This window comes from Streptosporangium amethystogenes (genome assembly GCF_000721075.1).
GTDB classification, from domain to species: Bacteria; Actinomycetota; Actinomycetes; order Streptosporangiales; family Streptosporangiaceae; genus Streptosporangium; species Streptosporangium amethystogenes.
On sequence record NZ_JOEQ01000037.1, the window covers coordinates 56,519 to 77,287 of the forward strand.

Genomic DNA, 20,769 nt, shown 5'->3' on the forward strand with positions numbered 1-20,769 from the left:
GGCGGGTCCGGGCGACGAGAGAAACGAGAACACCATGCCTGATCTGGCCACTCGATCGGTGACATCGGCGGATGGCACGCCCGTCGAATACCTCAGCGTGGGGTGCGGACCCGATGTCATCGTGGTCCCCGGAGCGCTCGCGGTGGCGTCCGACCTCGCCGCCTTCGCCGGGCTCCTGGCGGCCCGGCACACCGTGCACATCGTGCAGCGGCGCGGTCGTGGCGGCAGCGGCCCGCAGGGTGACCGGTACGGCATCGCGCGGGAGTGCGAGGACATCGAGGCGGTACGCGCGCGAACCGGCGCACGGCTGATCTTCGGGCACAGCTTCGGTGGACTGGTGGCGCTGCGAGCCGCGTGCGGCACCTCGGCGTTCGACGCGGTCGCCGTCTACGAGCCTGGAGTGTCGGTCGACGGGGCGATCCCGGTCGACTGGATCGGACGAGCGCGCCGCGAGATCTCCAAGGGTGCGGACTTCGAGGCGTTCGTCACCTTTGTTCACGGGGGCAACCCGGATCAGACCGGACACCTTCCGCGCTGGCTTCTCCGGATCATCCTGCGGTACGCGATTCCCCGTGCCGAGATGCGGCAGAAACTCGCGCTCATGCCCCAGGCGATCAGCGAGCACGCCGAGGTGGGGCGATTCGACGGCCGGCTGGCCGACTACCGCGAGATCTCCGCGACCGCCCTGATCATGCGGGGCAAGGGGCGTGACACCGCCCGGCAGGCCGTCGCCCTGGCCCGATTGGCCGAGACGATTCCGCGCTCCGAGACCGCGACATTCCGTACGCTCGACCACTTCGCGCCGGAGAAGAAGCCCGGCGAGATCGCGGATGTCGTCCTGCGGTTCTTCGCCGCGTACGTCCGGCCGGGCGTCCAGACCGAGGGTTGACCCGTGGCTTCGGGGGAGTCGGGCGCACCACCCGCGTCGCCGCCTACGGCGAGAATGTCTCGTCAGCACCACCACTCCCGGGCCGGAGGACGCCGGGCGTGGGGTGCGGACGGTGCACGTCTTCGCGCGCGGCGACGCCGCCCGGCTCGCGGAGCCGGTCGCCCGTGTCGACGCCGGAGATCTGAGGATCGAGGTGGCCGAACGACCTGGCCGCCTTTCACGACCTGGTAAGACCGTCCTGATCCCCTGACCCGCGCGAAATCCCCGTTGGGGTCGTTCGCCGGTTCGGTGCGGGTCTTCTGCGACCGGCACCGACGCCACGACGCCCCTGATCGTCAGAGATTCAGGGCGAGATCTCGCGATGCCGCCGAGACCGTGCGGAGCAGCTGGGGGAGCACCTCGTCGGTCATCTGCTCCTGAGTGCGCAACGTGGCCTGGCTGCCGACTTTGATCGCGGCCACCGCCTTGCCGTCCTTGCCGCGGACCGGCGCGGCGATGGCGAGCACATGGGGGCTGAGCCGTCCTTCGACCAGCGCCCACCCCTGGGCGCGGATCTGATCCAGCTCGGCGCGCAGGGTGCCCTCGTCGACCACCGTCCGCGGTGTGTAGGTCTCCCGCTTGCTGGTGGCGAAGTACTCGGTGAGCTGGGCGTCGGAGAGGTCGGCCAGGAGGACGAGACCGGTCGACACCGTGTGTGCGGGGACCCGGTCACCGACCGCCAGCCCACCGTCGGCCGGGCGCCCGGACCTGGCCCTGGCCACGTAGATGACGTGGTCGCCGTCGCGTACCGCCGCTGAGGCGTCCTCGGAGAACTGCGCGGCCAGCGTAGTGAGCCGTGGCTGGAGTGTCTCGGTGAGCGACAGGCTCGTCAGATAGGCGTAGCCGAGTTCGAGCGTGCGGGGAAGCAGGAAGAACTGGCGGTGGTCCCGCCCGACGTAACCCAGCGACTCCAGGGTCATCAGCAGCCGCCGGGCGACGGCCTTGCTGAGCCGGCCCCGCTCGGCGACCTCGGTGAGCGTGAGCGGACCCCGTTCGTCGGCGAAGACACGGATCACGGTCAGCCCGCGTTCGAGGCTCTGCACATGCTCCGAGGAGCGCTCTAGCTCTGTCTCCTGATCCACCTTTAGCATACGTGTCCTCCAAGGCGTTCACTGAGTGGAACTATCTTCGCATAGTGAACCAGAAGTCGTCGTCGACTGAGTGCGTCTTGAGAAGTATGGGGGAGATTCGATCATAAGTGAGCCTTGACATGTTACCTCTGCCGTGTCCACTATGGCGAACGAAATTCGAATAGCGAACTTTCGGGTGTGGCGGGGAAGAGGAGAGCGATGTCAGGACATCTGCGGTTCGGGAGCTTCATGCCGCCCTACCACAGCCCGCTGAACAACCATGCCCTGTCGATCGAGCGGGACCTTGAGACCGTCGAACTGCTCGACAGGCTCGGGTACGACGACGTCTGGTTTGGTGAGCACCACTCCGGTGGCTACGAGTGTTCGCCGATGCCCGAGCTGATGATCGCTGCCGCGGCGCAGCGCACCCGCCGGATCCGGCTCGGCACGGGGGTGATCTCCCTGCCCTACCACCACCCGCTGATGGTGGCCGACCGGATGGTCTTCCTCGACCATATGACGAGGGGACGGTGCGTCTTCGGAGTCGGTCCCGGCGCGCTGGTCGCCGACTCCCAGATGATGGGGATCGACTACGCCGACCTCCGACCGCGCATGGAGGAGTCGCTCGAAGTAATTCTCGAACTGCTGACCTCGTCGGAACCCGTCAACCGCAAGGCCGAGTGGTTCGAGTTGCGAGACGCCCAGCTGCACGTCCGCAGCCACACCAGGCCCATGGTCCCGATCGCCGTCGCGGGAGCGGTCTCGCCGACGGGCCCCAAGCTGGCCGGCCGGCACGGGCTGAGCCTGCTCTCCTTCGGAGCCGCGTCGACCGTCGGCTTCAACAAGCTGGCCGGCACCTGGGAGATCGTCGAGGCGGAGGCCGCGGCGGCCGGCACCCGGGTGGAGCGTGAGGACTGGGCACTCGTCGGCTACATGCACGTGGCCGAGACCGAGCGTCAGGCGCGTGACGAGGTGCGCTACCAGATCCGGAGCTTCTTCGACTACCACCACACCGTCGCGCCGCCCCTGCTGGCGGATGCCGAGACGATGACGCACGACGAGCTCGTCGACGGCATCAACGCCTCCGGCGCCGGAATCATCGGAACCCCCGAGATGGCCGTCGCGCATCTGCGAAAGCTGGTGGACCGGACCGGCGGCTTCGGCACCTTCCTCATCAGCAGCGTCGACTGGGCCAACCGCGAGGCGACGCGTCGCAGTCTCGAACTCTTCGCACGCGAGGTCGTCCCGCACTTCGACGGCAGCATTCCGGCGCGGGCGGCCGCCTTCGCGCGTGCCAAGGCGCGGCAGGTCGCGGACGGCCGGCTCAGGGATGTCGGCCGTGAGAAGGCGACGGCCGCCTACAACATGGCCGTGACGGCGACCGATCAGCCGGACCGGACCATCCCCTGACCTCTGGTTCGCGCGTTCACCGATCCATCAACGGCATTCATCTCGGGACACCCATCCCGCTCGGGGCGATATTCCAGCAATACCGTAGGAGTTCAACATGCCCAAAAGCCCCATCTGGTCCCGTAACGCGCGTGTGGGTGCAGCAACACTTGCGCTTTTGGTGACATCGCTCGGCCTGGCCGCGTGCGGCGGTGATTCAGCCGATTCGGCCGAGTCGACCGGTGCGGCCGCCGACCCCATCGTGATCTTCCAGACCAACTCGTTCAGCGGCCAGGTCTCGAACAAGCCGCAGACCAAGACCGGCGCCCAGGCCGCCGTCGACGAGATCAACAAGGCCGGCGGGGTGAACGGCCGCCGCCTCGAACTCGTCACCTGCGACAACACCGGTGACCCCAATGTCACCAACACCTGCATCAAGAAGGCGCAGGAGGTGAAGGCGGCGGCGTTCGTGGGCTCGGCCATCTACTTCCCCGGGACCTGGAAGTTCCTTGAGCAGGCGAGCATCCCCTATCTGCTCGGCACCGGGCTCACCCCTGACGAGTACAAGGCCACGAACTCCTTCCCGCTCTCCGGGCAGGCCGGCTGGTACTACGGCATCGCTGACTACCTGAAGAAGCTCGGCGCCTCCCATCCGGCCATCATCCGGTGTGAGATCGACGCCTGCGCCTACGGCGAGACCCTCCTCGCCGAAGCGCTGAAGCAGCAGGGCATGGCGGAGGCGAGGAGCGTGGTGGCGCCGCTCTCGACCACCGACTACAGCAGCTTCGCCGCTGCGGCGATGCGCGGCGACACCGACGCCGTCGTGGTCACGGGCAGCGAGGCGACCGCGACGTCCCAGGCCAAGGCGTTGTACCAGCAGGGCTTCAAGGGCAAGGTGATCAGCGTCTCTGCGTGCATCTCCACCCCGGCCGTCCCCAACCTTGGCGACGCCGGCAAGGACCTGTACGTGGTGGGCCTGCTGCAGCCCCCCACCCAGGGCACCCCGCTGATGGGGACGTTCATCCAGAGCATGGACGCGGTCGACAAGGGCGCCAAGAAGGACGAGCTCGCCCTCTCGGCGTACGCGGGCGTCAAGCTCTTCGCCGAGGTCGCCAAGGGCCTGCCAGAGGTGAACGCCACGACGGTGCTGGACGCGCTGCGGAACGCGAAGGCCGGCGCCTACGACATCGGCTTCACCGCGCCGCTGCCCGGGGCCACCACCTCGCCGATCGCGGAGCTGCCCCAGCTGAAGTTCTCGCCGACCGTCACTTACAGCCAGATCCTCGACGGCACCATCAGGGAGAGCGTGACCGGCTTCCACTCCCCGTTCGCGGCGGTCTGACGCGTTCGGGGCACAGGGAGGGTCGATGAACGAGCTCACCTTCATCCTGATCGGGATCGGTACGGGTTCCCTGTACGCACTGGTCGCCCAGGGACTTGTACTGATCTTCCGGGGATCGGGGATCGTCAACTTCGCGCAGGGGGCGTTCGCACTCTTCGGCGCGTACGTCTACTACAACGTCGCAGAGCACGCCGGTGCATCGCTTCTGGTGTGTCTGCTGGTCAGCGTCGCGGCCACGGGGCTGCTAGGCGTCCTGGTCCAGCTCCTCGTCCTCATGCCGATGCGAAGGGCGTCGTCACTGTCGCGCCTGATCGTCACACTCGGCGTCCTGGTGACCATTCAGGCGGCCGCGGTGGTGATCTACGGCGATCGTAATCTCGTGGTCCGGTCGTTGCTTCCGACCAACGGCATCGAGCTCCTGCCCGGTGCCAGGATCGGCGCCGACCGGATCATCATCCTCGCCATCGGCCTGGTGACGACCGCGGTCCTGTGGGCCGTGTTCCGATACACCTCCTATGGGCGCGTCACGACGGCGGTCGCGCAGAGCCCACGTACCGCGGCGACCCTGGGGCACTCCCCGGATCGCATCGCCGCGGTCAACTGGGGGGTCGGCGGCGCGGTGTCCGGGCTCGCCGGCGCGCTCATCGTGCCCCTCACCAACCTCGAACCGATCAATCTGCCCCTGATCGTGCTCCCGGCCCTGGCGGCGGCCCTCGTCGGCGGGTTCGCCTCCTTCCCGCTGGCCTTCGTGGCCGCACTGCTCATCGGCGTGGCCGAGTCGCTCATGGCGCTGCACCTCAACCAGCCAGGTGTGTCGCAGAGCGTTCCCTTCCTGGTCGTCATGGTGCTCCTGATGGTGCGCGGCCGAGGCCTTCCGCTCCGCAGTCATCTCCTGGACAGGCTGCCGGGCGTCGGCGACGGGCGGGTGCGTCCCGTCCCGGTCCTGGTCGTCGTCGCGCTGGTCGCCCTCGCCATGCTCACCTCGGGCGAGGCGGCCAGCTACCTGACGGTGACCGTCACGATGGCGATCCTGTGCCTGTCCGTGGTGGTGGTGACGGGATACGCCGGGCAGGTCTCGCTCGCGCAGTACGTGCTGGGAGGTGTCGGCGCCTTCGTGGCCGCCACCCTCAGCAGCGGTCACGGGATGCCCTTCCTCGCCTGCCTGGCGCTCGCCGTACTGGCCACGATGATCCTCGGCGGCCTGGTCGGCGTGCCGGCGCTGCGGTTGCGCGGCATCAATCTCGCGATCGTCGGGCTGGGGCTCAGCGTGGCCGTCTACTCCCTGCTGCTCAACAACGAGCGCTACTCCGGCGGGGTCGACGGAATCCCGGTCGAGCCCGTCACCATCCTCGGCTGGGAGGTCGACCCCTTCTTCCATCCGGAGCGCTACGCCCTGCTCTGCCTGGCGGCTCTGGTCGTGGTGGCACTGATGGTCTCGAACCTGCGGCGCGGCGACATCGGGAGGCGGCTGCTCGCGCTCCGCTCAAGTGAACGGGCGGCGGCGTCACTCGGTGTCAACGTCTACTGGTGCAAGATCTACGCCTTCATGATCGCGGCCGGTATCGCGGCCCTCGGCGGCACGCTCTTCGCGTTCATGCAGTCCATCGTGCTGACCGCGCAGTTCGGCGTGATGTCGTCGGTCAACCTGATCACGGTCACCGTGGTCGGCGGTATCGGAAGCCTCCCCGGTGCCCTGGTGGGCGCCACCCTGATTCCCGGCGGCCTGGGCACCTGGCTGCTCAACGGCGCCGGGCTGCAGGTCTGGCTCCCCCTGATCGGAGGGGTGTCGGTGCTGCTCGTGCTTCGCGCGGACCAGGGCGGTCTGGCCGACCTCAACGTGGGGCTCTACCGCTCGCTGCGTGACCGGCTGCGATCGCTCGGGAACGCCGCGGAGGTCTCTTCCGACCACCCGGAGCCGGATCATCCGGAGCCTGCCCCCGGTACGCGCAGGGACATCTCCCCCGTCAGGGTGTCTCCCCTCGAACTGCGCGTCGAGGACCTCGGCGTACGCTACGGCGGCGTGGTCGCCCTCGAAGGCGTGAACCTGCGGGTGAAGCCCGGCACGGTCCACGGGATCATGGGTCCCAACGGCGCGGGCAAGACCTCGCTGGTCGACGCGCTGACCGGATTCGCCCAGGTCGCCGCAGGGACGGCATATCTGGGCGACCGCCGGCTCGACGGATGCAGTCCGATGCGGCGCTCGCGCCTCGGTCTGCGGCGTTCGTTCCAGTCGGTCGAGCTGTTCTCCTCGCTCACCACCCGCGACAACATCGCGATCGGTTGCGACGACGGAGCGCCGTCGTCGTACATCACCGGGCTGCTCTGGCCGAAGGGCCCGCGGCTGAGCGAGGCGGCGGAGGCGGCGCTGGAGAAGTTCGGTCTCTCCAGGGTCCTGGACGCGCCCGTCGAGTCGCTGTCGTTCGGCGACCGCCGCCTGGTGGCCATCGCGCGGGCGGTCGCCTCGGCCCCCTCGGTCATCCTGCTGGACGAGCCGGCCTCCGGGCTGGCGGACCGGGAGAGTGCCGAACTCGCCGCGCTCGTCCGGTCGCTGGCCGACGACTGGGGGATGGCCGTGCTGCTCGTCGAGCACAACATCAACCTCGTCCTGTCGGTCAGCGACGAGATCACCGTGCTGCAGGCGGGACGCGTGCTCGCCCACGGAACCCCGGCGGAGATCTCGGCGGATCAGTCCGTCGTCGACGCCTACCTCGGCCAGAGCACGACCCCCGGAGAAGTGGTGATCTCATGAGCGCCCCCATTCTGCAGGTACGGCGGCTCAGCGCGGGGTACGGCGATCTCGCGGCGGTGCACGGCATCGACCTGGCCGTGCACCCGGGTGAGATCGTCGCGTTGTTCGGGCCGAACGGCGCGGGCAAGACGACGACGCTGCTCACGATCGCGGGCGAACTGCCGGGCCTGGGCGGTGAGGTACGGCTCTTCGGGGCGCCGACGAAGGCGCCCGTCCACCGGCGTGCGCGGCAGGGGCTGGCGTTCGTCCCCGAGGAGCGGGCGATCGTCCCCGGCATGTCGACGCGGGACAACCTCCGCCTCGGCCGGGGTGGCGTCGACCGGGCCGTCGCCGTCTTCCCCGAACTCGGCCGGCTCCTCGACCGTCCGGCGGGGCTGCTCTCCGGCGGGGAGCAGCAGATGCTGGTGCTGGCCCGGTGCATCGCCACGGAGCCGAGACTGCTGCTGGCCGACGAGCTGTCCCTGGGGTTGGCGCCCCTGGTCGTGAACCGGCTCATGGACACCCTGCGCCGGGTGGTGGACGAGCACGGTGTCGGCGTTCTGCTCGTCGAGCAGCAGGCCAAACGAGCCCTGTCCGTCGCCGACCGCTGGTATCTGTTGCGCCAGGGGGAGATCGCCGCCACGGGTGAGCGCGGCGGCGACTGGCGGGAGGTCGAAGAGGCCTATTTCGGGACCCGCGGCCACCCACAGAAACTGGAGGCACCCTGATGAGTACGAAGGAACCGGCGACCGCCGGCATCCCTCTTGTCCAGGCCGGCCTGGCACTGGCCGAGGGGCCGACCGTCCTGATCGGCGACACCTGGCACGAGGGTGCGGGCAGCGCGGAGCTGACCTCCCTGAACCCGGCGACGGGCGCGGTGCTCGCCACCGCGCGCGCGGCCACCGCCGACCAGGCGGCGCGTGCGGTGGAGGCCGCTCGCGGGGCACTCGACGGAGCCTGGGGCGCGCTCGGCCACCGCGACCGGGCGGACCTGCTGGACTCCCTCGCCGACGTGATGGAACGGCACCGCGCCGAGCTTGAGGCACTGGTGGTGACCGAACTGGGGTCACCGATCGCCAGTGCCCGTACGATGCAGGTCGGCGTCTCGATCGACAGGATCCGGTTCTTCGCCGACCTGGCCCGCCGGGGGCCCACAGGGGGCTGGGAACGCCATCTGCCGATGGGGGACGGGGTACCGGTCAGCACGAGTGTGCTCGTGTGGCGGCCGGCCGGCGTCGTCACCGCCATCACCGCCTACAACTTTCCGCTCGGCATCGCGGCGCTCAAGGTCGGGGCCGCCCTGGCCGCCGGTTGCGCGGTCGTGCTCAGCCCGTCGCCCAGGACCTTCCTGACCACGAGCGCCTTCGTCCGTCTCGTCCAGGAGGCGGGGTTCCCGCCGGGTGCGCTCAACCTGGTGACCGGTGACGCGGACTCCAGCGCGCTGCTCACCACGCACCCGAGTGTGGACGTGGTGACCTTCACCGGGTCGACCGAGGTCGGTCGCCGGATCCAGGCGCAGGCGGCCGGCACGGTCAAGCGGGTGGTGCTGGAGCTCGGGGGCAAGTCGCCGAGCGTGATCCTGCCGGACGCACAGTTGGAGACGGCCGTGCGCGCCTCGGTCCTCCGCTTCACACGCAATGCGGGTCAGGCGTGCGGGGCCACGACCCGGCTGGTGGTGCCGAGGGACAGGGTCGACGAGGTGGCCGCGCTGGCGCGAGAGGTGATCGGCGGGCTTGAGGTGGGCGATCCCTGGCGTGAGTCGACGGCCGTTGGGCCGCTCATCCGCGAGGAGCAGCGGGCCTCGGTCGAGGGCGCCGTGGGACGGGCCGTGAAGGCGGGGGCGGAGCTGGTCGCCGGCGGTGGGCGGCCCTCGATCGGAGCGGGGTTCTTCATGAACCCCGCGCTGCTCGGCTCGGTCGCCGAGGACGACGAGATCTGCCGTCAGGAGCTCTTCGGCCCGGTCGCGGTACTGCTCCCGTACGACGACCTGGACGACGCCGTCCGGCTGGCCAACGCGACCGACTTCGGTCTCAACGCGGCCGTCTTCGGACCCACCGGGAAGGCCATCGCCGTCGCACGCCGGATCCGCTCCGGCACGGTCGCGATCAACGGAGGCGGCCCCAGCCGCCCCGACATGCCCTGGGGAGGCTTCGGCCAGAGCGGAATCGGCCGCGACGGCGGCGAAGAGGGATTCAGAGAGTTCCTTGAGGTCCAGCATCTGCACTGGCCGCTGTGAGCCGGGATCGGCGAGTCCGATCGTTTTGCGAGAAAGGTCTTCCATGCTTCTGCGAATAGATCCGGCCGACGGCGGATCGGTGTCTCTTGAGGATCCCGACGATCTGTCCCGGCTGAAGATCGTCGCCCGATCGGACGCCCGCGAGTCCGCGGTCTACGCCCTGCAGCGCAACCGGGTCGGCGTGATGGCCGCCGACGGCACGGCGCTGGTCGACCCCGACGCCCTCCGGCGGCTCAGCGGTGACCGGGTCGGCCCCGGCTGGGAGGCGCGCTTCGCCGACATGCTGCGCATGGCCGGCGAGGTGGGCTGGACGGCGCCGGACGGCCGGCTGTTCGTCCACACCGACTGGGTGGCCGGCGAGGACCTGGGCCTGGGGACCGAGCCTCAGGTCGATCGCGACGAGCTCCGCCGGGCCCTGGGCCGTTTCGCCACCGGAGTGGTCGTGGCGGCGGCGGTGGGCGCGGAAGGGCCGGTCGGACTCGCCTGCCAGAGCTTCACCTCGCTCTCGCTCGACCCGCCGCTGGTCTCGCTGGCGCCCGCGCGCACCTCGAAGAGCTGGCCCCAGATCGCGGCCGCCGGCACCTTCTGCGTCAGCGTGCTGGCCGAGGAGCAGTTGGACGTGTGTCAGCGCTTCGCGGTGTCCGGCGGCGACAAGTTCGCCGGACTCTCCTGGCACCCCTCCTCCGTGACCGGCAGCCCGGTCATCGACGACTGCCTCGCCTGGGTCGACTGCCGGATCGAACTGGTCCACTCGGCGGGCGATCACGAGCTCGTCATCGGACGAGTCCTCGCGCTGGACGCCGCCGACGGCCGCCCGCTGGTGTTCTTCGCGAGCCGCTTCGCCCAGCTCGCACAGGCGGGAGCGGTCACGTGAGCGCACAGCCGCTGCTGGTCGACGCGGACGACACGAGCGTCGTCGTCAGCCTGAACCGTGCCGCCGTCCGCAACGCGTTGGACCTGGCGACGGTGGAGGCGCTGCACACCGTCTGCGCGCGGCTTGAGCGGCGTCCGCGGATCCTGGTCGTCCGGGGTGAGGGCGCGGACTTCGCCGCCGGGGCCGACATCCGCGAGCTACGGCACCGTGGCCGCGCCGAGGCCCTGGAGGGCATCAACGCGACCCTCTTCGAACGGATCCGGCAGCTGGCCATGCCCACCGTCGCCCTGCTCGACGGGAACGTCCTGGGCGGCGGCGCCGAGCTGGCCTACGCCTGCGACCTGCGGATCGGCACACCGCGGGTGCGGATCGGGAACCCCGAGCCCGGCCTCGGCATCGTGGCCGCCGCCGGAGGGTGCGTGCGGCTGGCGGAACTGGTCGGTGAGTCGATCGCGGTACAGGTGCTGCTCGGGGGCCGGATCCTGTCCGGCACCGAGGCGTACGGCTACGGCCTGCTCGCCGAACTGGTCGAGCCCGACGAGTTGGACGCCGCCGCCGACCGGCTGGTCGAGCGCCTCGTCCGGCAGGCACCCCTCGCACTCCGGCTGACCAAGGCGCTCATCCACGCTCCGCGCTCGGCCCACCCGCTTGTCGCCAACCTGGCCCAGGCCGTGTTGTTCGAAACCGAGGAGAAGGACGTACGGATGGACGCGTACCTCGACCGCCGGACGGTGCGGCCGTGAGCGGGCTGCCGGGCCGCGTCGTGGTCTACGGGGGCGGGCGGATGGGAGCGGGGATCGCGCACGCCTTCGCCTCCCGGGGGTCCGAGGTGACCATTCTGGAGGTCGACGACGACGCGGCCGCCCGGGCCCTCGCGCGGGTCGAGCGCGACCTGCGGCGATCGGCAGGGGACGATGCCGGGAGGGTCGGATCGCGCCTGGCCGTGGCATCCGATCCGCGGGTACTCGCCGGGGCGGAGCTGGTGATCGAGGCGGTTCCCGAGCGCCCCGATGTCAAGCTCCAGGTGCTTCGGACCGCTCATCGGTACGCCCCGGACGCCGTACTCGCCTCCAACACGAGTTCGCTGTCCATCGATGAGCTGGCGGACGGCCTGCCGCGCCCCGAGCTGTTCGTGGGCCTGCACTTCTTCAACCCGGTCCCGGCCAGCACCCTCGTCGAGATCGTGGTGGGCAGGATGACCGCCGCCACGCTGGTCGAACGGGCGACCTCGTGGGTCGAGGCGCTGGGCAAGGCCGCCGTCACGATACGAGACAGCCCGGGGTTCGCGAGCAGCCGTCTGGGGGTCGCACTCGCACTGGAGGCGATCAGGATGGTCGAGGAGGGCGTGGCGACGGCGGAGGACATCGACAACGTCCTGGTCCTGGGTTATCGCCATGCGACGGGGCCGCTGCGCACCACCGACCTGGTCGGTCTCGACGTGCGCCTGGCGATCGCCGAAGAGCTCGCCTCGAAGCTCGGCCCGCGCTTCGCCCCGCCGCGCCTGCTGGTCGAGAAGGTGGCCGCCGGTGAGCTCGGGCGTAAGTCGGGCCGCGGGTTCTTCGACTGGCCGCGGCCGTGATGTCAGCGGCTGAGGTTGCCCGCGTCCACCGGCAGCGCCGCGCCGGTGATGTAGCGGGCCTCGTCAGAGGCGAGGAACAGGACGGCGTTGGCGACGTCCTCGGGCTCGACCCAGGGCACGGGGAGCAGGTGCAGCGAGGTGAACGCCTCCATCGCGTCCTCCAGGGTCGGCTCCTCAAGATCCGGCCGGAAGGTGCGGTAGGTGGCCTCGTTGAAGATCAGGCCGGTGCGCACCGCGGTGGGATGAACCGAGTTCACCCGGATGCCGTACGGCGCCAGTTCGGCGGTCAGGCTGCGGGCGAGGCCGAGCAGGCCGTGCTTGGAGGCGGTGTAGGCGGACAGGGATCCCAGACCCTTCAGTCCCAGGGTGGAGTTCACGAAGACGATCGCCCCGCCTCTGCCCCCGTCGATCATGACCGGGGCCGCCGCCCGTACCGTGCGCTGCGCCCCGATGAGGTTCACCTGGAGCATCGACTCGAAATCCTGGGGATCCAGCTCCCAGGCGGGGACCTTGCGCCCGGAGATGCCCGCATTGCAGATCAGTGTGTCGATGTGGCCGAATCGATCGACCCCGTCCGCCACGGCCGCCTCCAGATCGGCGGAGGATCGCACGTCGGCGCGTCGCCAGAGGATGCCACGACCGGTCGCCTCGACGAGCCGGACCGTCTCCACCATGTCCGCCTCGCAGGCCAGTCCGTAGGCGAGCCCTTCGTTGTCGGCGAGCACGTCGAGAGCGACGATGTCGGCGCCCTCCGCGGCGAGCCTGACGGCGTGCGCGCGTCCTTGACCGCGCGCCGCGCCAGTGATCATGGCGACTCGGCCTGCCATCCGGCCCATGTACGTCTCCCGAAGTTCGGTATTCGAAAAAAAATCGATTTGCGAACCGACCATAGGATCCGCATTTATCCCTGTCAACAAGGAGAATGTCGATAGGTCGGGCTTCATCCCCCTTGACATCCTCTCCGCAGAGCCCCAACATCTCGTAAATAGCGAACTAAGTACAAATAGCGAACCCCGGTGGCGTCCAGTCGGGGGACATGACAAGGAAGGACCCATCCGTGTTCGAGCATGTGATCTACGAGAAGTCGGGCAAGATCGCCCGGCTGATCATGAACCGCCCGGAGAAGCTCAACGCTCTGAACGTGAAGATGTTCGGGGAGCTGGTGGCCGGCCTGAAGATGGCCGAGGAGGACGACGACATCAAGGTCATCATCCTGAAGGGCAACGGGCGGTCCTTCAGCACCGGTCACGACCTCAGCGAGGTCGGCTTCGTCTACGGCTTCTCCGACGGCAAGTCCGAGGAGGGCCGGCGCAAGCGGCCGAGCCAGCGGGTCCGTCTGCAGTTCGACCGCAAGCTCCTGGAGATGTACCAGGCCTTCATGTACTCGATGAAGCCGATCATCGCCCAGGTGCAGGGCCACGCGATCGGTGGTGGCCTCTACCTGACCGAGGTGGTCGACCTCGCGATCGCCGCGGAGGACGCGTCCTTCAGCCACGCCGAGCAGCGCCTCATGGGAGGCGGACGGTCGCTGATCGGCAACACCGAGATCCTGCTGCTCGGCCCCAAGCGCGCACGGGAGTTCCTGCTGTTCGGCGAGCCGATGAGCGGCGTACGGGCCGCCGAGGTCGGGCTCATCAACAAGGCGGTGCCGGCCGACCTGCTGGAGGCCGAGACCGAGCGCTGGGCCGAACGGCTCGCCCGTCACCCCAAGGACGCCCTGGTGGTCGGGAAGGTCTTCCAGCAGATGGCGCTCGACTCCCTCGGCTACACGAGCCAGATGATGCGCGGCTACGTCGGCCACACCCTCAGCACCAACATGCGATTCGAAGACGACGAGTACAACTACTTCAAGGGGCGGCGGGACGAGGGCGCCCGCGGCGCGATGCACTCCCGTGACCGCTTCTTCACCGAGGCCCAGCAGTGACCGACACCTCCGCGGAGCCGGGCGCCCCGGCGCCGTTCGACGGCATCCGGATCGTCGACCTGACACATGCCGGGGCCGGGCCGTTCGCGACGATGCAGCTCGCCGACCTCGGCGCGACGGTGGTCAAGATCGAACGGCTCCGGCACGGCGACGGCTCCCGTTACTTCGGCAACCGCCTGGACGGTTTCGACGCCTCCGACTACTTCCTGGCGTTGAACCGCTCGAAGTCCTCCGTCGCGCTGGACTTCGCCCGCCCGGAGGGCGCCGAGCTGGTACGGCGTCTGGTGGCCGACGCCGATGTCCTCATCGAGAACTTCCGCCCGGGCGTCCTCGCCCGGCACGGCCTCGACTTCGCCACCCTGGCCGACGCGCACCCCCGCCTCGTCTACTGCTCGATCTCGGCGTTCGGGCCGGACGGACCGTGGGTCGCCAAGGGCGGCAACGACATCACGATCCAGGGCCTGTCGGGGCTGATGGCGGGGACCGGGTCCGGCGAGGGCGGTCCGATCAAGATCGGTTCCCCGCTGTGCGACCTGACGGCCGGGCTCTACGCGGCCTTCGGGATCGCGTCGGCGCTGCTGGCCAGGGAGCGGGTCGGTCGCGCGCAGCTGGTGGAGGTCCCGATGCTCGACGCTGCCGTCTCCCTGATGGCCAGCTTCGTGCCGTCGGTCGCGGCGGGCGGGCCGCCACCGCGACCGGAAGGCACCGGGCACGCCCAGATCGTGCCGTACCAGGCGTTCCTCTGCGCGGATGAGCGGCACCTGATCGTCGGGGCGTTCTCGAACCACTTCTGGCGTGCCCTGTGCGAGGTGATCGGCCGTACCGATCTCCTCGGTGTCGACGCGTACCGGACCAACGAGCTACGGGTGAGGAACCGGTCGGCGCTCGTCCCGCAACTCGAAGCCGAGTTCGCCACCCGAAGCCGGGCCGAGTGGCTGCGGCTGCTCGAAGCCGCGGCCGTGCCGTGCAGCCCGGTGCTGGGCGTCGACGAGGCGATCGTGTCGGAACAGGCCGTCCACAACCGGGTCCTACGGTGGCTTGAGGCCGGGGACCGCAAGGTCGGGGTGACCCGTCAGCCGATCCGTGGATCGGCGTGGCGGGCCGTGCCCGCCACGATGCCGCCCGCGCTGGGCGAGCACACGCGTCAGGTCCTATCGGAGGAGCTGGGGATGTCCGACGCCGACATCGACGGCCTCATCGCCAGTGGCGTCGTGGAGAGCCGATGACGACCAACGATCAGAAAACGGGCGGCGGGGTCCTGGCCGGACTCAAGGTGCTGGACCTCGCCCATCACTACTCGGCGGCCTTCGCCGGGGTACTCCTCGCCGACCTCGGCGCGGACGTGACGGTCGTGGAACACCCGCAGGGGAACGTGTTGCGCGGCATGCTGCCGCAGCGGCACGGCGTACCCCTGTGGTCGACCCTGGTCGGCCGCAACAAGGGCAACATCAGCTTGAAGCTGTCCGAGCCGCGCGGTCAGGAGCTTCTGCGGCGACTCGCCACCGAGTACGACGTCCTCATTGAGAACTTCCGTCCCGGCACCCTTGAGCGCTGGGGTCTCGGACCTGACGACCTGGCGGCCGCCGGCGCCGACCTGGTGATGCTGCGCGTGAGCGGCTACGGCCAGAGCGGGCCGAAGTCGGCACGCCCCGGCTTCGGCGGCGCGGCGGAGGCGATGAGCGGGCTCACCCAGATGACCGGGCCTGAGGGCGGGAACCCGATCCTCCTGTCCACCGCGATCGCCGATGGAGCCGCGGGCACCTTCGGAGCCCTGGGAGTGCTGGCCGCGTTGTGGCAGCGGGCTTCGGCACGGGCCGGTGGGGAGCCTCGCCGACCCGGCGTCGAAGTGGTCGACATCGCGCTCTTCGAAGGAGTGTTCCGCCTTATCCCCACCCAGATCGTTGAATATGACCAGTGTGGCATCATCCCCGGTCGATCCGGCAGCGTACGGGAACACGGCGTGATCCGCGGGGTGTACCGCGCCGGCGACGGTGTCGACTTCTGCGTCAGCTCGGTGGGACCCCGTGCGATACGCCGCATGCTTGAGTCCATCGCGGCCGACAGTCTCGTGGCCGAACTCGATCAGGATGTGCTGGGCGAGGGCGAGGACGCCGTCGTCGACTTCGTGACCCGAAGCGAGAAGGCGTTCACCGCCTGGGCGGCCGGTTCGTCCTGGGCCGAGGTGGCGGCGGCGCTGGACCGTACGGGCATGGTCTACGAGCGGGTCCACACCGTGGCCGACATCGCGGAGGACGAGCACTTCCTCGCCAGGGAGGACGTGGTCACCGCCCACGACCCGATCCTGGGCGAGGTCCGGATGCCCGGCATCGTGCCCAAGTTCTCCGGTTTCCACCACGAGGTCCGCACCACTGGCAAACAGGTCGGCGCGGACAACGAGACCCTCTACGGGGCACTCCTCGACCTCACCCCCGCCGAGCTCGCCGCACTCCGCGGCGAAGGCGTCATCTGAGCAGCCGCTACTTCGACGGTGACGTGAAGGACGGCATACTCGCCGTGGCCGAGCAACGGCTGAACCAGAGTGGCTGGTCCGTATCGTTCGGGGATCCGGCTGGAATCGGCCGGATGGCCTTCCGCCCTCGTTTCGGTGGAGCGGCTCGAACAGGTTGCGGCAACAGGGCTGCCTCTGGACAACATGGCGTACATGAGCGTAGGGAAGAGATGTCCCTGACGGTGAGGAAGAACTACCCGGCCGGGTTCAAGGCCGACAGGCGGACGATCTGGTCGGTTCGCCTGCCACCGCTCACTCGGTTCAGGCCACTCATCGAGCACGCAACGCCACGTCATGAGGTCGGCGTAGAGAGATGGCCGACCTGGAGGCGAAAGCATTTCGCGGGCCACCGGTCAGGCGGCCTTGCGAGGGCCTACCTGGGAAACGATCTTCTATGCCGCTCTTCCGTCCCAGGTCGGACCTGTTCGTGAATGCCCCGGGGTGGTGTTCCAACGCGCCCTCCGCCTGGCGCCACTCCTCATGATCGATTGTAGGGTGAGACGTTCGCTCCCATCCCCTCCGAATCCTCAGGAAGCGTCCTGTGTTACGTCGTCACCGTTCAGCGCTGCCCGCCCTGCTCGTCACCGGTCTGTACGGCGTCGCGCTGACGGTCGCCGCCGTCGTCACCCTGATCTCCGGCGACCTCGCCCCGCTGTGGTGGCTGACGCTGTTCGCGACCGTGCCCGAAGGTGTCGCGGCGACAGGGCAGAACCTGCTCCTCCTGGTCCTGGCCGGGCTGTCCTGGGCATGGGGGATCTGGCAGATCCTGCGCGGGCCGCCGGCGGGGCCGCCACCCCAGCAGGACCGGAACACCCTGCGGTTGCGCGTGGCGCTCTACGTCGCGACGGCTACGACATGGCTGCTCCACGTCACCGAGTCGTTGATCTGGGCAGATGCGACGGTGATCATCTCCGTGGTGATGTGGGTGGTCGTGCTGCTGTTCACGCGGGTGCTGGGCGGCGACCGTCCGTACATGCGGGGCGCGGGGGTGCTGGGGTACGGCGGTTTCACCGTCATCGGCGTACTCGACCTCGTCGGCCGGCCCGTCCCGGATGGGGTGGAGTCGATCTGCGGTCTGGCCGGCCTGGCCTGGACGGTGCTGATCCTGCGGGCCCAAGGGGACGACCCCCGCTGGGGGACGGCGACCGTCGCATACGGTATCGCCGCCCTGGTGGCGCCGATCTTTCTGCTACTGGCGGCATTGCCGTTCCTGGGGGAGGGAAACGCTGTCGAGGCTCTCGGTGTGGTCTCAAGCGTCTTGATGATGACCTGGCTGGCCCGCTCCGCCCACGACCTCGCCGCCCCGCGCCCCCAACCGGCCGCCCAGACCACGTTGGGGGCATGAGTCGTCGGCCATCGCCGTCGCGCTCGTGCCGGCGGCGACGGCCATGGTGATCATTCGTTCGGGCGGTCCTGAGCGCGCCGCCCCGGGATCGTGTAATGATCACGCTTTCGAGGATGTCGCGTCCTACTGGACCACCGAACGCATGCGTGAGGCAGACCCCGGCTGAGAGACGGGATCGGCGGACCAAGACGTCGTCGAAGACGTTGACGGGAGCCCCGTCGGCGAAGTCGCGGTGGCTGTAGGCGCCGATGATGTAGCCCCGGGCACAGGGCCGCTACGACTTGCAAAGGCAGAACTCGTTGCCCTCCGGGTCCTGCCACACCTGCCAGAGGTCTTCGTGGATGCGGCCGACCGGCGTGGCTCCCAGCCGGGTAGCGAGGGCGGAGGCTTCGGCGAAGTCGGCGACGACCAGGTCCAGATGCACCCGGTTCTTGACCGTCTTGGATTCGGCGACCCGTTGCAGGGCCAGGCCGGGACCGAGGCTGATCCAGTCGTGCTCGCGGCGGGTGATCGGCAGATCAAGCAGCCCGCTCCAGAACCAGGCGAGCCGGTCGAGATCGATGACGTCGATCACGACACCGCCGAGCCGAACACTCATCCGGCCGTACCTGCTGAGGCCAGACGGGTCGTGAGGGACTGCCGGACAGTCGGCCATTCGGATGCGACCACCGCGAACATCGCCTCCTCGCCGGGGGCACAGGACATCGACCATGGATGATCACCGAAGGTCGATCCTCCCCAACGACTGAGAACCACGTCAACACAGAAAACGCGACGAAGCCGTTGAACGCGCAGACCACCTCGCCGAAGAGAACCAAGACCTGCGCGCCCGCCTGGCCGACGCCAGATCGTGCGGTTTCGCTGAGCATGCCGACGTCAACGCGGCCCGTAACATCGCCTCGCGCGGTGTGGCGGGCTGGGCAGTGAGTCACGCTGCCGACGGCGAGGAGTTGCAAGCTCGGTCGGTTACGACCGAGAAGCCGACATGGTGAAAGCTCGCTCGACGGTGCCCGAGTCCGGTTCGACGGTGACACGTCTACCAGGAGGCGGGCAGTGCGATCGCGGTGGCGGCGCGGTGGATCTGCTCGACGACCTTGGCCATGATCCGGTCCTTGCCCGGCAGCAGGTCGACCAGGCGCAGCATCACCATCGACATGCGGACCTGGAGCCGGCTCGACAGGACCATGCGCTTGATGTTGTTGGTGCCCAGGGCCTGGTTGGCCGCGACGAAGGGGCGCATCCGCGCCTCGTAGGCGGGGAAGGCGGCGGTGTGGTCGCCCGCGGCCCGCTTGAGCTCGCCCGCCAGGACGTACGCGCCGACCAGCGCCAGGCTGGTGCCCTGCCCGGAGGCGGGGGAAGCGCAGTAGGCCGCGTCGCCGACCAGCGCGACTCGGCCGGTGTGCCAGCTGTCCATGCGCACCTGACTGAGGGAGTCGAAGTAGAAGTCGGGCGCGTCGGCCATGCCTTCCAGCAGGCGCGGCACCTCCCAGCCGGACCCGCGGTAGGACTGGGCCAGTGCCTGCTGCTGTTCGACGCGTTCGCGTACCTTGCCGTCGGCGGCCCACAGGAACATGGCCTTGGCGCCGGTGTCCTGCCGGGTGCTGTAGAGCAGGGCCGTACGGCCGGGCCCGACGTAGGTCAGCTCCTCGCGGTCGAGCCCGAGGTGGTTGGGCACGCTGAAGATCGAGACGTTGTAGCCCATGTCGTGGACGAAACGTTCCTCCGGGCCGAAGGCCAGCGCGCGGGTGTTGGAGTGCAGCCCGTCGGCGCCTATGACCAGGTCGAAGTGGCGTACCAGGCCGCTGTCGAAGGTCACCTGGGTGCCGTCGATCGAGGCGATCGAATCGCCGAAGAGATACTCGACGCCGTTGGTCGCCTCGTGGAGGAGCCGGGCGAGGTCGCCGCGGTGCACCTCGGCGTCCTCGTGGACGCGCCCGCCGAAACTGTCGCCGTTCATGCCGGCCACTCGGCGGCCTTCGTCGTCCACCACCGAGCCGGTGCGCACGTCGGTGCGCAGTCCTCGGACCTTCTCCAGCAGCCCCATCCGCTCGACGACCTCCAGGGCCGCGCCTCGGATGTCGATCTTGTAGCCGCCCTCGCGCACCTCGGTGGCGCGTTCGACGACGGTCGGGGTGAAGCCGTGCTCGCGCAGCCAGTAGGCCAGGGTCGTGCCCGCGATGCTCGCGCCGGAGATCAGGATGTTCGTCATGCCTGAATAGTACGTACGTGTAAGACAGTTGTGCAAGACGTATGTGTAAGATTGGTTCATGGGCAACCGTGAAGATCTTCTGGACGGCGCCAAGCGCTGCCTCTACGACAAGGGCTACTCCCGCACCACCGCGCGCGACATCGCCACGGCGGCCGGGGTGAGCCTGGCCGCGATCGGCTATCACTACGGCACCAAGGAGGCCCTGCTCAACGAGGTGCTGGTGGAGGCGATGCGAGAGTGGGGCGACGACCTGAGCCGGGTGCTGGCCGAGCCGGGGGACTTCGAGACGACCTGGGGCGAGGTCATCGACTCCTTCGTCAGGGCCAGACCGCTGTGGGCGATCCAGTTCGAGCTGATCGCGCACATGGGGCGCACCCCTGAGTTGCGCGACTCGTTCGCGGAGGCGGGACGACAGGCCAGGCTCGGGCTGGCGGAGCTGTTCGGCTCGGACTCCGAGCGGGTGGGAGCCGTGGTCCAGACCCTGCTGGGCGGCCTGGCGGCGCAGTGGCTCGTGGACCCCGACGCCACCCCGACCCCGGCAGAGCTCCTGGAAGGCCTGCGCACCCTGGTGGGACCGACCTCGGGCACGTCGTCATGATCTAGGATTCGGCGGTCTTGGGTCCGCCGGGCGGGCTG

General features: G+C 69.4%; 19 protein-coding genes. 15 read left to right on the forward strand and 4 right to left on the reverse strand.

Annotated elements, in window-relative coordinates:
* Positions 1–58: 58 nt before the first annotated feature.
* Both IG98_RS0136470 and IG98_RS49490 read left to right on the forward strand, forming a co-directional pair.
* Entirely contained in the window at positions 59–889 is an 831-nt protein-coding gene (locus IG98_RS0136470) for an alpha/beta fold hydrolase (RefSeq protein ID WP_211264277.1), read from the forward strand.
* A gap of 112 nt (positions 890–1,001) precedes the next feature.
* Positions 1,002–1,139, forward strand: coding sequence for a hypothetical protein (locus tag IG98_RS49490; protein WP_211264278.1), 138 nt, complete (start codon positions 1,002–1,004; stop codon positions 1,137–1,139).
* An 85-nt stretch (positions 1,140–1,224) separates the two neighbouring features.
* On the opposite strand, the gene IG98_RS0136480 is transcribed toward IG98_RS49490, so the two are convergent.
* On the reverse strand, positions 1,225–2,019 hold the full coding sequence (locus IG98_RS0136480) for an IclR family transcriptional regulator domain-containing protein (protein WP_030923174.1): 795 nt from the start codon (positions 2,017–2,019) through the stop codon (positions 1,225–1,227).
* Between the two features lie 198 nt (positions 2,020–2,217).
* On the opposite strand from IG98_RS0136480, the gene IG98_RS0136485 reads away from it, so the two are divergent.
* The 8 genes from IG98_RS0136485 to IG98_RS0136520 all read left to right on the forward strand — a co-directional run bounded on the left by IG98_RS0136485 (position 2,218) and on the right by IG98_RS0136520 (position 12,146).
* Entirely contained in the window at positions 2,218–3,408 is a 1,191-nt protein-coding gene (locus IG98_RS0136485) for an LLM class flavin-dependent oxidoreductase (protein ID WP_051753406.1), read from the forward strand.
* 160 nt (positions 3,409–3,568) lie between these two features.
* Positions 3,569–4,729 (forward strand): ABC transporter substrate-binding protein, encoded by a 1,161-nt coding sequence (locus IG98_RS0136490; RefSeq protein WP_169750250.1) that lies wholly within the window; start codon positions 3,569–3,571, stop codon positions 4,727–4,729.
* Between the two features lie 25 nt (positions 4,730–4,754).
* Positions 4,755–7,478 carry an ABC transporter permease subunit gene (locus tag IG98_RS0136495; protein WP_051753407.1) on the forward strand — a complete coding sequence of 908 codons (2,724 nt, stop codon included), beginning with the start codon at positions 4,755–4,757 and terminating at the stop codon, positions 7,476–7,478.
* Positions 7,475–8,185: an ABC transporter ATP-binding protein gene (locus IG98_RS0136500; RefSeq protein WP_030923188.1), complete on the forward strand. Its 711-nt coding sequence runs from the start codon at positions 7,475–7,477 to the stop codon at positions 8,183–8,185. Before IG98_RS0136495 ends, IG98_RS0136500 begins: the two co-directional genes overlap by 4 nt.
* On the forward strand, positions 8,185–9,693 hold the full coding sequence (locus IG98_RS0136505; protein WP_051753408.1) for an aldehyde dehydrogenase family protein: 1,509 nt from the start codon (positions 8,185–8,187) through the stop codon (positions 9,691–9,693). Before IG98_RS0136500 ends, IG98_RS0136505 begins: the two co-directional genes overlap by 1 nt.
* Before the next feature lie 43 nt (positions 9,694–9,736).
* On the forward strand, positions 9,737–10,567 hold the full coding sequence (locus IG98_RS47720; RefSeq protein ID WP_245651869.1) for a flavin reductase family protein: 831 nt from the start codon (positions 9,737–9,739) through the stop codon (positions 10,565–10,567).
* Positions 10,564–11,310: an enoyl-CoA hydratase/isomerase family protein gene (locus IG98_RS0136515; protein ID WP_030923199.1), complete on the forward strand. Its 747-nt coding sequence runs from the start codon at positions 10,564–10,566 to the stop codon at positions 11,308–11,310. The genes IG98_RS47720 and IG98_RS0136515 overlap by 4 nt, the downstream gene beginning before the upstream one ends.
* Positions 11,307–12,146, forward strand: coding sequence for a 3-hydroxyacyl-CoA dehydrogenase family protein (locus IG98_RS0136520; protein ID WP_030923202.1), 840 nt, complete (start codon positions 11,307–11,309; stop codon positions 12,144–12,146). Before IG98_RS0136515 ends, IG98_RS0136520 begins: the two co-directional genes overlap by 4 nt.
* A 2-nt stretch (positions 12,147–12,148) precedes the next feature.
* Here the strand turns inward: IG98_RS0136520 and IG98_RS0136525 are convergent, their stop codons facing one another.
* Positions 12,149–12,973 (reverse strand): mycofactocin-coupled SDR family oxidoreductase, encoded by an 825-nt coding sequence (locus tag IG98_RS0136525; protein ID WP_245651870.1) that lies wholly within the window; start codon positions 12,971–12,973, stop codon positions 12,149–12,151.
* A 230-nt stretch (positions 12,974–13,203) separates the two neighbouring features.
* Between IG98_RS0136525 and IG98_RS0136530 the strand changes: the two genes are divergently transcribed.
* From IG98_RS0136530 to IG98_RS0136545, 4 genes are all read left to right on the forward strand, one after another.
* A complete protein-coding gene (locus tag IG98_RS0136530) occupies positions 13,204–14,070 on the forward strand; it encodes an enoyl-CoA hydratase/isomerase family protein (RefSeq protein ID WP_051753410.1) in 867 nt (288 codons plus the stop codon).
* A complete protein-coding gene (locus IG98_RS0136535; protein WP_051753411.1) occupies positions 14,067–15,296 on the forward strand; it encodes a CaiB/BaiF CoA transferase family protein in 1,230 nt (409 codons plus the stop codon). Before IG98_RS0136530 ends, IG98_RS0136535 begins: the two co-directional genes overlap by 4 nt.
* Complete coding sequence (locus IG98_RS0136540) at positions 15,293–16,540, forward strand: CaiB/BaiF CoA transferase family protein (protein ID WP_051753412.1); 1,248 nt, start codon at positions 15,293–15,295, stop codon at positions 16,538–16,540. Before IG98_RS0136535 ends, IG98_RS0136540 begins: the two co-directional genes overlap by 4 nt.
* Positions 16,541–17,120: 580 nt before the next feature.
* The gene (locus tag IG98_RS0136545; protein WP_030923217.1) at positions 17,121–17,924 is read left to right on the forward strand and encodes a hypothetical protein; all 804 of its coding nucleotides are present in this window, start codon (positions 17,121–17,123) and stop codon (positions 17,922–17,924) included.
* Between the two features lie 274 nt (positions 17,925–18,198).
* Here IG98_RS0136545 and IG98_RS0136550 read toward each other — a convergent pair whose 3' ends face one another.
* Together IG98_RS0136550 and IG98_RS0136555 are read right to left on the reverse strand one after the other, a co-directional pair.
* Positions 18,199–18,522, reverse strand: coding sequence for a VOC family protein (locus IG98_RS0136550; RefSeq protein ID WP_030923220.1), 324 nt, complete (start codon positions 18,520–18,522; stop codon positions 18,199–18,201).
* Between the two features lie 438 nt (positions 18,523–18,960).
* Positions 18,961–20,133 (reverse strand): FAD-dependent monooxygenase, encoded by a 1,173-nt coding sequence (locus tag IG98_RS0136555; RefSeq protein WP_030923223.1) that lies wholly within the window; start codon positions 20,131–20,133, stop codon positions 18,961–18,963.
* Between the two features lie 58 nt (positions 20,134–20,191).
* Between IG98_RS0136555 and IG98_RS0136560 the strand changes: the two genes are divergently transcribed.
* Positions 20,192–20,731, forward strand: a complete 540-nt coding sequence (locus tag IG98_RS0136560; RefSeq protein WP_030923225.1) for a TetR/AcrR family transcriptional regulator — start codon at positions 20,192–20,194, stop codon at positions 20,729–20,731.
* Positions 20,732–20,769: the final 38 nt, after the last annotated feature.